This window comes from Niabella ginsenosidivorans, from assembly GCF_001654455.1.
Lineage (GTDB): Bacteria > Bacteroidota > Bacteroidia > Chitinophagales > Chitinophagaceae > Niabella > Niabella ginsenosidivorans.
Window position 1 is genome coordinate 3021305 of sequence record NZ_CP015772.1, and the last position, 13990, is coordinate 3035294.

Here is a 13990-nt window from a genome sequence, read left to right on the forward strand (position 1 = left end):
CCGAAAGGGCTTTGTTTGTTTTTAATTTTAAAAAATGTTTTGTGATAAGAAAGGACGATTTGATTATAATGAAGGGAGTTGCGTTATGTTTCAAGCCGTATTTAAAACCGGAGGAGGCCTACATTTATTGCAACCTGGGACATACACAATTTGCTAAGAAATGTGAGGAATTTGGAATCGTAAAAAATGACAGCGGTTATTACAGGCGGGAGGACCTGCATAAAATAATGAACGGAGCACCCTCTCTGCATAAAACCGCTGTGAAAACCTAATTACTGAATATGGGTGGCAACTGTTTCGGGAGAGGTAACAGATGTATAGTTGACGTCTGATCTTTGGGCCGGTGCCTTTTATAATTCTTGCTCACTTGTTTGGTAGTAGCATGTCCCATTAAATAGGCTACAGTAGCATCATCTACCCGCTGATCCTGTAGCAATATAGAAAAGCTTAACCGACCGCAGGACCAGGTAATATGCTTATTGATACCTGCAGTGCGCATCCATTCTGCGAGAATCTTATTACAGGCGTCCTGACCCGGAAGCGCAAATACTTTCTGGCCAGCATATTCTTCTTCAGTACCTGTGGGCCTCAGCACATTTAATATTGCCATAGCTACCGGGTGCAAGTACAGCATAACGGGAAGGCCTGTTTTATGTTGTATAATGCGTGTTGTAAGCTTGTTTCCGTTTAACTGATGCCAGCGCAGGTCTTCCACATCGCACCATCTTACCCCTGTATAGCAGGTGAACAGGAAACCAAATTGTACCTGCTGATTGGAACAGGGGGTCTTCAGCAAAGCGAAGTATTCTTCTACTTCTAATAGCTCTTTTAAATGTTTGCTTGGGTTAGCGCGTGCTGCTACTTTTTCAGTGGGCGCTTCACGAAAATAACCATCGCTGGTAGCTGCATTGACTACCCACTTAAAACGGGAAAAATAATTCATTGGCGTATCGCCGGTGAAATGATCTAATAAAAATCTTCTAAACCGTTTGGCGAGGTTCTCCGTAATTTCAATTGGAGCAACAAAACTCTTATTGATAAATATTTTAAACTGCGTGAAGCTATTTTGCAGGTGCCGGTTACCTTTACGTTTATTCTTTTCCACATAGTCAGCATAGTAATCAAGGAAATTCGCCTTAAACTTATGCTGGGGAATAAATCCTGTTCCCACTGACTGCTGATCCAAAATAGCCTGGCCTTTTTTTACATCAATTAAAGCCTTTGTTTCAATATTATGCTGCTTCTCTGCAGCGTTTTGAGGTTTTACGTAAAGAAATAAGCCCATGGAGGGGCGTTGGCCTTTACCCCTGCCGTTATCATAGTAATAAAGATACTTATCGCCTTTCGCGTTCTTTCTTCTCCCGATATTCATACCCTCTGCATTTTAAAGGTGATAAAATTCGTAGTCAATGAATGTGCCGGAATACCGGGATTATTGTATCCATTGATAATGGAGGAAGACTGTGGAAAGAATCGTGAAAAAGAAATTTTCTGCGTCACATTCGTTTGCGTGCAACAGTTGGCCGGTTTGGCAGTTGTGTGTGTCATTTCATGTGTCAAACCGTGTGTCAATCGGTCAAAAAAATCCTGAAAAGGGAGTTGATTTCGGCAGCATTGTGCCTGTTTTGTGCTGGTAAGAATCCAGTAATTTCCGTGTGTCATACCCGTGTGTCAAATATGTGTCATTAATGGTGGAAACAAGCGTAAAAAAGCGACACTTTTTTGACACACGCAAAATTAAAAAAGGTTGTAAGTCAATCACTTACAACCTTTTTTGTGTGCCCGGGACTGGATTCGAACCAGCACATCCTTTCGAACGCTGCCACCTGAAGACAGTGCGTCTACCAATTTCGCCACCCGGGCGGGAGCGCAAATATAGTTGAAAAAATGAAAAATCAAACAATTTGTTTTGAAATATACTTCAAATTCTGATCGCTATTTAAAAAGAAAAATAAAAGAGTGCTGTCGCTACGCCAGGCAGCCATTTTGTATGCAGATATTGTCGTTTTCACCTGGCCTGCTTTAAAGTCCAGTACATCAAATCTGAACAGGTTTTGCCTTTCCCGGCAATTGCTTCGATCTTATTTTTACCTTTTTTAAGGGTTACATCAAACAGCCAGTGCTTATCGTTAACACCGGCGCGTCCAGCTATTGTTTTACCATTCAGCTTTAAGACAACCGGTCCCATATTTGCAAAAACCTGGATGGTTGCTGCAGATCCTGTGCGTATACTGTCGCGCCTGTTAGCCAGGTATACCATCGGCTCCGGGCTCCAGTTGGCCTTATACCAGTAAAAAGCATCTTTTTTCCGCCGGCGATCGAAAGTAACAATCCCCTTAAGATTACGAGCGTTCACCCCGCCCCTGTTCCATAAAGGCGTGGCAAACTCAAACATGTTCCATAAATATGAGGCCAGTATGCAGGGATGCTTTTCAATAATGGCCCATTGATGTATGTGTGTTTCCGTCTGGTAATTTTCCGGGGAGAACTGGCCGGATACCGGATCAATGCTTTTACGGTCAGGCAAAGTGTCTGAGCCCTGATCTATATTGCCGTCGGCGCCGTACTCCGTAAGCATTACCTTATAGTCCGGGTATTGCTGCTCTATGGTGGTCGCCCATTTTTCCAGATCGTCAATGGCGCCTTCATACCAGCCATAATAGCGGTTCATGCCCTGCACATCGCCTGCAAGGTTCTCGGGCCGGTCCATCGTACCATATCCATTCACAGAAGCTGTATACCGGTAAGGGTCATTGGTCTTTGCAATATCATTCAGTTCCCGGGTCAGTACCGGCACATAATCATCTTTTGTTTTTGAATACACTTCATTATGCATGCCCCACATGTAAATAGATGGATGGTTCCTGTTCTGGCGTACCAGTTCCTCCATCTGCTGTTTAGCGTTGGCTCCTTCTTTGGTGGTTACCGCATTTACAAAAGGGATCTCTGCCCAGATTAAAAAGCCAATGGAATCTGCCAGTGAATAAATATGATCCGATTGCTGATAGTGGGCCAGCCTGATGGTTGTAGCCCCTATTTCCTTTATCAGCTGCATATCTTCTCTTTCCTGCCCGGGTGAAAGGGCGTTACCATATTGCCAGCGATCCTGGTGCCTGGTAACACCGTACATAGGGTATTTTACGCCATTCAGAAAAACACCTTTACCGGCTATAAGTTCAATGTTCCGGATGCCCAAAGGCTGCTCCACCCGGTCTATTTCCTGCCCATTCCGAAGCAATGATACGTCAACCCGGTACAAATAGGGATCTTTTATGCCATTCCACAGATGGGGGTTCTTCAAATACAGCGAATCATTGGCATAAGTAATTCCCTGGGGGCTTAAGGCTATCTTCTTTTGTGTTTCCACCACCAGGTTCCCTTTGCTATCCAGCAGGGCCGTTTTCATTATCACATCCCGGTAATGCATTTCCCTGTTTTCCAGCTTCGCATTTACGGTTATATGCGCTTTTTCTGGTGAAACCTCTTTCTGTATGATCTGAATGCCGGAAGAAGCATAATCAGTAACGGTAATATTTACCGGTGACGTTACGATCATGCTTACGGGGCGGTAAATGCCCCCGTAAACAGGGAACAGGAAATGATTAACAGGAATAATATCCGGGTGCGCCGCATTATTGGTCTTTACCAGCAACTCATTCAGGGCACCGTATTTTATAACATTTGTAATCTCAAATGCAAAAGCGGAATAGCCGCCCCTGTGCTCTGTTAAAAATTTACCGTTAACGTATACAGTAGCAATTTCGCCAACCCCCTCAAACCTTAAAAAAATCCTTTTTCCTTTAAGTTGGTCGCCTACTGAAAATTGTTTCCGGTAATAGGCATCTCCCGTATAAAAATTTTTACCCAGCTGCATATCGGTCTTATTGTAGGTATGGGGCAATGTAACCGCTTCCCACTTACCGGCAACTGTATCCTTTGTAAAATTCCATCCCGTATTGAAAGCAGTTATTTTACGACTGCCCTGAGCAGTCAGTTGGTTGCCACAAAGCAGGGCAAGAACAAAAAATAAAACCGATCTTATCATATCATCGTCATTAAAAATTCTGTCAATCAGGTAAATCAGGAGTTGAAGGGTTGTTTACCCGGGCTCTTCTGCACTGCTTTACACGAATTATAAAATGTTATCTCTCCCTGCCATTGCCCGATCCCGATCATTAACGGGTTCTTTGTACCGGGTCAATACAAGGTTTTCATTAACCATACGTTCAACCAGCAGCCTACTAAAATAAAAAAAATACTTTACCCTTTCCGGTTCAAACGTTTGCACAAAGCAGTACCCGTTATCCTTTTAGGAAAGTGGCATTTTAATCAGGCTAAAACGTTTTTGGAAAAGACGAACCAGCGGAAGAACAGGGGTACAGCGTTTGTTCCAGGTCTATAATGCATATCACTGTTGTATTAAGAAAAAGCCCGGATCTGTTCATAAATCCGGGCATATTACATTTTAAAGATAAAGCGTTTACTTTCATCCTACAGGCATTGGGATCCTGTGTATTGCCGCACCGGTATGTGCCGGATCCAGTTCCAATACTTTATTCAGGTATTGGTCTGCCTTTGCTGCATTGCCCAGTCCCAGATAACCCAGCCCCATCAGGTAGCAGCAATGAATCCTGTTGCGCATATCCAGATCATCATCAAAGATCATCAGGTCGGGCAGGGATACTGCAAAAAAATCAATCGCCACCGAGTCATTGAGGTGTGCTTCGCCGTACCGGATCAGGTTACGGAACCGTTGCTCCGCTTCTTCCTGCCTGCCTAATTTCTGTAATGCCATCCCCTGGTAAAAAATCTTATCCGGCTGCTGATCGTTGTAATAGATAGCGGGGGCTGGTTCTGAAAGCCCCACCGCGGCTTTCTCCCAGCAGCTCTTTGCAGCAGACCAGTTACCGCCGGCTTCCTCCACGCATCCCAGCCAGTAATAAATATCATTTTCCTGTGCGCCGTACAGTTTTCCTTCTCCCAGATTTGCAGGATATACCTGCGCCATATGCAACAACCTTCTGGCATTGTCCAGATCCTTCTTTGCGAGTGCCTGCTTGGCGCGCTCCACATGAATCAGCACGTGCTGCCCGGAGGTTTTACCCTCACCGCCTTCCCAGGGATGAAAATTACGGGCCTTCAGCAACCGGTCGGCTTCTTCAAACCGGCCCAGCAGCGAATGCAGCCCGATGTATTCAATGTACAGATCATCACGTTCCCGCACCTGTTCGGGATACTGGTTCAGGAAGGACAGCCGGAGCTCAGGAAGATTATTAAACCTCTTTTTTAACTGGTCCAGTTCAAATAAAACCCTTGCATCTGATGGGTCCGCGTCAAACGCTTTCCGAAACAGACGAAGCGCTTCTTCTTTTTTATTGAATTTATTGTAATAAGCAATCCCAAGGTTCCGGTTGGTTGTGGCAAAATCCGGGTTTATAGCAAGCGACTGCTCCCAGCAGGTGCGGGCAGGATCATATAACCGCTTTCCATAATAGTAATTACCCAAATAATAAAGGGCTTTATAATCCCCGGGATTCAATGCTACTGCCGTTCTTAGCACCGCAATGTCTTCAATACGGTTGGGGAAAACGCCATCCGGTCCCATGAGAAATGCTTTCAGGAACCATTCCTTTGCCGGGCCCTCATTGCCGGACAAATGTGCCCAATACCCCAGATAATAACAGACCATCGGATCTGTTGTATGGTCTGCCGTCAGTAATAAAAATGCTGTGGCATCTTCATATAAGCCTGCGGTGGCATATTGCAATGCCATTTCTATAAATGAATAGGAACGGTTGCGCATCTGCTGCCGGAGCTGTTGCAGTTCTTTTTCAGCAACAGCTGTGCTTTCCTGCTGCTGCAGGTGCCGGCATTCTTCAAACCGGGCGGCGAAATCAAACACATCAATGGTCAGGGTTTCTTTTAGTAAAGCAGCTGCTTCTTCCACACGTTGCAGCTTCCGCAGCGCTACCGCCTTTATATGACGTGCCTTCAGGCTGTTGTAGTTTCTTAAAACAGATTTTTCAGCAAATTGCGCACAGGCCTCCCAGTTGTTCTGAAGTGCACTAATGTATGCCAGCTGCAGGTAAGCATTGTCCTGCATGGCAGCATTCCAGGTACTTTTATACAGCCAGTCTGTTGCTTCTTCCAAACGATGCCGGTACCGCAGGCAAAGCCCCAGATTATATAAAGGCTCCCCGTCATAAGGATTAGGATTTTTAGCTGTAAGTTTTTCCACTGCTGCACGGAAATAAGGCTCCGCAGTTTCAAACTGCCCGCGGCGCAGGTACCAGAGGCCCATTGCATTATTGCACCGCACATCTGTTGCATCCCGCTTTAATGCCTCCGAATAATAATCCAGCGGGGAGTAAGTGGCGTGCCGGTATTGCTCCAGGTGCAGGCCGGCCAGGTAAAGTTCTTCGTTGGTGGAAAGCTCTTCCGGTTGCGGTACCGGCTTTGCCGGATCCGGTATGGCATCCGTATTCCGCTCTACCGGAGTATAGGCAATCAGCGCTTTCCCGTTTTCATCCAGCACTTCCACCCTCAGCTGCCGGGCGTCAAATGCGCCTGCAACGCAGATATGTTCTTCAAAACTTTTCCGGGGCGATAGTACCGCCGTTCCGGTAAAGAGCACCTTTTCTTCCTGCTTCAGCCGAACGGTTACTGTCCGCTCCTGTGTTACATATACCTGAACAATGGCAGTGTCCTGCGTGGTTTCCAGGTTTACCATGGCGTCTATTGACGCATTTTTTACATACCCGATGTTCTTATAGGGCATGAAGTATTGTTTGAAGGTTCTTACCTCATTGGGCATGATCCAGCTAAAATCCGGCTGGTTATCGGTATACACCCCACACATCAGCTCAAAATAAGGACCATCCTCGTCTGTAAGTTGCCGGTCCCAGGCTTTACCAAATTCACCACAGCCCCAGGTCCATTGTTTTTTACCCGGACTTATATGATGATCTGCCACATGCATAATACCTGCCTTTTTTTTATGATGATATCCTCCCACAAAATCAAAGGCACTGTTTACCGCCATATAAGAGGTAGGTACCGGTATATTTGTATAGATCGAAATATCAGTGCCCGGTGAATAATTTACCTTGTAGTAAGTGCCTGTTGCAACAGGAAAGGAACTCACATCCCGTTTACCATGATCAAAAACAGCATTTACATCCGGGGGAAATACGCTCTGGTAATGCTCATCTACTGCAACCGCCGGGTTAGCCCACCATAAAAAGGTTTGTGGAAAAGGGGTCCGGTTATACAACTTTGCTTCCAGCTCAATATAGGCCTTATCAGGATACAATGTAAAGCCCAGTGCGCACTTGGTACCAAATAGCTGCTCGTACTCATTTACCCATACGGTTTTGCTGCCGTTTTTATTTTCAACGATCTTAAAGTCGGTCGCATCAAAAGTAGTGGGCCGGTGGTGCTGGGGCCAGTTGAACTCAATACCACCGCTGATCCAGGGGCCCAAAAGACCTACCAGTGCCGGTTTAATGACCCTGTTGTGATAAACGAAATGATAGTCGTTCGTTTTATCATAGGCCATCTGTATACGACCACCCAGTTCGGGCAGGATCATCACTTTCAGGTATTCATTCTCCAGGAATAAGGCGATCCACTCCTTCTCTTCTTTTTCATCATATACTTTATCAATTACCTGATAAGGATATACCACGCCACTGCTTCCCTGGTACACGCGTTTTTCCAGAAACATCGGGTTCTTATCGGGTTGCCCGGTTTTATAGGTGGGAATCTTAACCACTTCCTGCCATGCATGCACTTCCATTGTCTTCTTTTTATGTATTGTAGAAAAATTTTTTGCTGTTATGATCAATGTCCCGAAAAAACAGCGTCCATTTCTTCGAGCGATTTTCCCTTGGTTTCCTTTACCCGGTACCTGATGAATAAAAAGCCTAAAATGCAGACACCTGCATAAATATAAAAGGGTGTGTAGGTGCCTAATTTTTTCGCCAGTATCGGAAATGTAAATGTCAGCACGGCATACGAAGCCCATAACGCCAGTACCGCAATGGAGGTTGCTGCACCTCTTACTTTATTGGGAAATATTTCCGAGATCAATACCCACGTAACAGGAGCCAGGGTCATTGCATAGAGCCCGATGGCAGCCAGCAACGGCCAGGAAGCCATAGCGGATCTTTGTTTCAGCAGGGTGGCACTTACTACATAGAGTACCGCCAACCCGATGGCGCCCAGCACCATCAGCGGTTTTCGTCCCAGCCGGTCTACCTGCCACATAGCCACCAGTGTACAGATCATATTGACCAGGCCGATAAATACGGTTTGCTTTAGCTGATTATCCTGGCTAAAGCCCACGCTTTCAAAAATAGTTGCAGTATAATTGAATACCACGTTGATGCCGCATAGCTGCTGGAATACCGCAAGGCCAATACCAACCAATACTACCGGAAAAACGGAGCGCTGAAATACGTCCTTATAACGTACTACGGTATCGCCTGCCACCGATTTCCGGATCGCCGCCAATGTGTGCACGGCATAGTCCCCGCCACCAATCTTTTTTAATATCTTTTCCGCAAGGGAAAGATGCCCCGCCTTGGCCAGCCAGCGCGGGCTTTCCGGCAGCCAGCAAACGCCCAGTAAAAAAAGCGCAGAAGGTACTGCACCCAGTCCTACCATCCAGCGCCAGGCATCAGCTCCTTCATTCCGCAAACTATAGTTCACCAGATTGGTCACAAAAATCCCGATCACAATGGTCAGCTGGTTGATGGCCACCATGCGTCCGCGCATATTGGTGGGCGCCACTTCTGCAATGTACATTGGCGACAAAACAGATGCCATTCCCACTCCGATCCCCGCAGCAAAACGGGCAGCAATGAACACCACGCTGTTGTGAGAAAATGCCATTGCCAGTGAAGAAATAAAAAACACCGCTGCGGCCAGCATCAATCCTTTACGACGTCCCCAGCGGTCGGAAATCCGGCCTGCCAGCAGACATCCTCCGATACATCCCAGCGCCAGCGAAGCGGTTGCAAAGCCTTCCTGCACCTCATTAAACCCAAACTGTTCTTTTAAGAAGGGTAGCGCTCCGGCGATCACCGCAAAATCAAACCCGAAAAGATAACCGCCCAGTGCCGAAATAAAGGAGATGCCGATAATATAGGATGTATTAAATGAATACTGACTTTTCATACTGAAGCGATTTTTGCAGCACAAAGATGCGCACATAAAAAGGTAAATAGAATGGATATCCTTATGAAAAGGAAGGATTATTTTATGAAGATAGCGCTAAGCATCCTTTAAGAAATTCCTAATCGGAACAAAACAGGCTAAGCGGAGTGCACTGGTGGGACATGTGGGACTTGGGAGACATGCAGATATCCATATAAATCATGCGGATAGCACTCCATGTTCTGCCAGTTGCCCCGATGACCCGCAAACTAAAAAAAACAGGCGGTTACTTTATTTTTTCAGCGATAGCAGTTGCTCTGTTGTGAGCACTGTTTCCGGCTTAAATTCTGCGCTCTTCATATATTGTAACAGGCTGTAACGCAGCTGGCGCGCTGCAGGCCGCTCTTCCAGCCGGTCGGCAATATTGATGGAGGTCATGAGCAGCTTTCCTTTTCCTACACGCGCCTCGAACACATTTGCCATTTTCCGGTTCTTAAAAAAATTATCGATCACACGGACCACGGGCGTCATGTCCGGCAAAGAATCAATGATCATTGTTTTTGAAGAAGTGATCAGCTCCCACCATTGCCAGTCGCTATGGAATGCCGTTGGGAACTGCTGTAACGCAGGGTGCTCCGGGTTGCACAGAATACCCATGGTACCCGGCTGATCAGGGAAATGTACAGGGCTCCAGAACACGGGAGCAAAGCGGCCGCTTACCCCTTTGAGGGCTGCCGTATCCGGATTGAATAACACATTCCTGCCTTCTTCCAATAACCGGCGGGCTTCCGTAAACGAACGGGTAAAGAATATATTCGCTGCTTTTTCCTCAACCGTTGCCGGATACACCCATATCCGCCATTTATTTTTATACTCAGTGCCTTTGAGTAACAGTTCTATTGTAAGCGTTTCGGCTGTCTTTATACTGTTTAATGCAAACCGCGCCTCCCCTATCCGGCTGCTATTTCCTAAGGGGAGGTCGGCTGCCTGCCACTCTTTTGTAAACAGGATCTTTCCGGAACGGTCCTTAATGATCAGCTGCGGCAACACCCGCTTCAATGCGCCCGCGCTGAAATTAGCTACCGCTGCAGTAACTTCAAACGCTTCATCATTTGTATAAACCGCTTTGCTGAAACGGAGCAATGGCACTACTGCTGAGCTGTACATCCGGTGCTCTTCAGGCCGCACCAGTTGTTTGCTGTCCCAGAAGGCATCCAGGATGCCCACCAGTGCCGTACCCTGCCCGGGAAAATCATGCAGGTCCAGCAACTGGTACCCGCTGATGCCATTTGTTTTTAATGCCCGCTCCATTTCTTCCTTGTACAATTGCGCTGCAAAAATGCCGCTGGCAAGCGTAAACGAATCTGCAAGCTGCAGGAGGTGCTTTTTCCGGAGATCATTCCGCACCGCTTTAAAATTCAGGGGGTCCAGCACGCCTGTATATTTATTAATTTCCCTGAGATTGGGATATACAGAATATTGTCCGATCTCATGCGTAATGAGGGGCACCGGCGCTCCTTCAACCGCTGCCGTATAATCGGTGGAGAAATCGGGCGCATGGTCATTAAAGACTCCCTGCCCTCTTACCCATCCTTTTTTGGTATACTGCGTAATAAAAAAATCATCTCCGGCTTCCGGCCAGCGGCCGTGGTCTTTCTGAAATGTAAACGTGGTAGTGGTATACAGATGCCGGTTATCTTTTTGCCTCAGCCGGGTCAGCAAGCCGTGCAGCCAGTTGAAATCGCCCTGCAATTCATTGCCCAATGACCAAAGGCAGAATGAGGGATGGTTACCATAAGTTTCGCTGATGCGCTTTGCCTCCTTCTCCAGGAACCGGTTGGTAGCAGTATCTTTCCCCGCATATTTGCTCCAGAAAGGCAGCTCTACCTGCAAATAAAAGCCTATGGAATCTGCCACCTCAAAAGCAGCTTCCGGCGGGCACCAGGAGTGAAACCGCAGGTGATTCAGGCCATAGCTTTTAGCAGTTCGGAATACTTTCAGCCAGCCCTCACGCGTCATGGGCGGATGCCCGGTTAAAGGAAATATATTACATTCCAGTGTACCTCTTAAAAACACCGGGCGGCCATTGATCCGCAGGGTTTGCTGATCGCTCGTCATTGTCCTTATCCCAAAACGGGTCTCTTTCCGGTCCAGCAACTTTCCACCGGCTGTCTGCAATGCAACCGCTACCCGGCATAACTGCGGGTCAAATTCATCCCACAATTTTGTATTGCTGTTAAGTGTTAATCCGATCTCCTTACCGGTTGTGCCCTGTGGCAGCGTAACGGGTACTTTGCGTGCGCCCACCCGTTTTGTACCCTGAAATACCGTTGCCTGCAATATAGCCTTTTGCACACCCGAAGTGAGATTTTCCAGCTTTATCTTTAACCCCACACTCTTTTGTGCGGCATCCGGATACGCCTGTACCGCAGCCACCCCCAGTTGGTTGCCGGCGCTTAATTCTATGGCACCGATAACGCCGTTCCATATGATCTGCGTTCCATCGGTATACGCATGTGCCATATCCTGGTAAGAGATATCATGCTGTTTCCTGTTGTCGATGCGGAGCGTTAACAGGTGTTTTCCGGGCGTAAGGTATTTACTTAATTCAAAAACATGCGGAGTGCTCAGGCTTTCATCTGTACCGGCCTCCCTGCCATCGATCCAAACCTGTGTATTCCAGATCACGCGTTCCAGGCACAGCCGGATCACTTTACCGTTCCACCCGGCGGGGATTACTATCTGCCTGCTGTACCAGGCTGGTCCGATATAAGTATGTTTACGGGTCAGCCGGATCATCACTTCCCTGTTCATCACATTCGTGTCCAGCTTTATTTGCTCACCAATACCGGCATCATCCAGTGTTCCGGGCAACTTTACAGGCTGACCTTCATCTTTGCTGAACCACTGTTCCGCTACACCCCGGTCTGCTTTATCCAGTCGCACCTTCCAGGTACCGGCCAGGGAAATCTCCTGCTGCGCCCGGATCTGTATAACACAAAAAAGAAAACAGCAAAATAAAAATTGTTTCATGATGGTTGGTAATAACATAACATTTTTTATAAGTGAACTGAAAAAAAATCTTCAATAAATGATACTGATCAACAATTAATTTGCTGGAAACGGAGTGGGATATAAAGCTCCCTGTTGTTTCAGCCAACCAAACAACTGTGATTTTAACGCGCTTACTTTTCGGGGATACCTGTCTGCCAGGTTTATTTTTTCAGAGATATCCTTTTCAAGATTATATAACTCATATTTATCACCAACATAGGAGTGAATCAGTTTCCATCCTTTTTCCTGCACGGCTGATGAAGGCGTTCCTCCCTGCGGACTAAAGTGAGGATAGTGCCAGAACAAGGATCTGGGCGCTATTATTCCACCTTTAAATAAGGGCAGAATACTTATCCCGCCTGTATGTTGCTGTGGCATTAACGACAGGTTGGCCGCTTGCAATAGGGTTGGGTAAAAATCAGTACTCATGACCGGTGTTGTATTAATTGTATTGGGTTTGATGATGCCCGGCCACTTTACGATAAGAGGCTCCCTGATACCTCCTTCATACAACCATCCTTTGCCGGTACGTAACGGTGCATTTGATGTAGGATGGCCTTCTGATGTGGACAAACCGCCATTATCAGAAAAGAAAATAATCAATGTATTTTTATCCAATTTTAGCTCCGTGAGCTTATCTAAAACACGCCCGATAGCCTGATCCATAGCATCCACCATTCCTGCATAAATAACATTAGATTGATTGGCTCTTACCTTTAATTCTCCTTGATTTTCGAACCGGTCATCCAGTTTAAGTTTTTCTTTTTTATCTGTATATTTTCTTTCCAGTTCCTTAGTGGTTTGTAAAGGGGTATGCACCGAATAGAATGACAGATAAACGAAAAAAGGCTGCTCCTTATTGGCTTCAATAAACCGGGTTGTTTCCTCTGCCAGTCTAAGGGGCAGGTATTCCCCGTCAGGACCATCATCCAAACGTGGATTACCATAAGGAGAAAAATATCCATTATATCTCTTTTTTGCATTAAGATTAGGGTGTCCCATGGAATTACCACCTTTATTGATATCAAACCCCTGATGCTCCGGCCAGTATGCAGCGCTATCTCCCAAATGCCACTTACCGGCAATAAAAGTTGTATAGTTCGCTTTTTTTAAGGCCTCTGCAATAGTTATTTCGCCTAGCGGCATCTTTGAAACAGAAGGTGCAGGCAAAAAAGGATAACGTGCTCTCAACTTAGGATTATCTAAAATCTTCTGAGGATCAGGTGCACCTATATAATCTGTAAGCCCCATGCTTACCGGGTGTTTTCCTGTCATAATACTGGCCCTGGTAGGGGAACAAACCGGCGAAGCAGCATAAGCATTTGTAAACCGCATTCCTTCTTTAGCCAACCTGGACAAATTAGGGGTTTCGTAAAAAGTACTTCCATATGGCGTGATATCCATCCATCCCAAATCGTCAGCCAGAATAAAAACTATATTTGGCCGGTGCCGGTGCAAAGTTTGCACTACTCCCTGCGCAAAAGCCATGCAAGTCAACGCCTGGCATAGAATAGCAATTTTCCATTTTAATAAACTACGCACCTTCTTTTGTTTTCTTTCTATGTTTTCAACAGTCTTCATTTTGTAATAATTTTTACCAAAAAGAATCATACTGCAAGGCTCTTCCCTCAACAGCATATAAAAAAATTTCGGCAGCTTCCATCGCTCCTGGTTTCACTTTTCGTTATAAATGAAACAATGTTTGTTTCGCGCCCTGTCTAAAGGTTATGTGGCATAGAACAATAATTTTACATCCTTTTATTTTCATATACTCTTT

6 protein-coding genes and 1 tRNA gene are annotated in these 13990 nt (G+C 46.1%); all 7 read right to left on the reverse strand.

What is annotated here, in order from left to right; all coding sequences use genetic code 11:
* Positions 1-268: 268 nt before the first annotated feature.
* A complete protein-coding gene (locus tag A8C56_RS12590; protein ID WP_067756542.1) occupies positions 269-1372 on the reverse strand; it encodes a site-specific integrase in 1104 nt (367 codons plus the stop codon).
* A 407-nt stretch (positions 1373-1779) separates the two neighbouring features.
* Positions 1780-1863: transfer RNA gene (locus tag A8C56_RS12595), tRNA-Leu, on the reverse strand.
* A gap of 145 nt (positions 1864-2008) precedes the next feature.
* Positions 2009-4045: a glycoside hydrolase family 2 protein gene (locus A8C56_RS12600; RefSeq protein WP_067756544.1), complete on the reverse strand. Its 2037-nt coding sequence runs from the start codon at positions 4043-4045 to the stop codon at positions 2009-2011.
* 441 nt (positions 4046-4486) lie between these two features.
* A complete protein-coding gene (locus A8C56_RS12605) occupies positions 4487-7798 on the reverse strand; it encodes a DUF5107 domain-containing protein (RefSeq protein WP_067761966.1) in 3312 nt (1103 codons plus the stop codon).
* A 44-nt stretch (positions 7799-7842) separates the two neighbouring features.
* A complete protein-coding gene (locus A8C56_RS12610) occupies positions 7843-9180 on the reverse strand; it encodes a sugar porter family MFS transporter (protein ID WP_067756547.1) in 1338 nt (445 codons plus the stop codon).
* A gap of 270 nt (positions 9181-9450) precedes the next feature.
* The gene (locus A8C56_RS12615) at positions 9451-12192 is read right to left on the reverse strand and encodes a glycoside hydrolase family 2 protein (protein ID WP_067761968.1); all 2742 of its coding nucleotides are present in this window, start codon (positions 12190-12192) and stop codon (positions 9451-9453) included.
* A 75-nt stretch (positions 12193-12267) separates the two neighbouring features.
* The gene (locus A8C56_RS12620; protein ID WP_169818775.1) at positions 12268-13794 is read right to left on the reverse strand and encodes a sulfatase; all 1527 of its coding nucleotides are present in this window, start codon (positions 13792-13794) and stop codon (positions 12268-12270) included.
* Positions 13795-13990 lie beyond the last annotated feature (196 nt).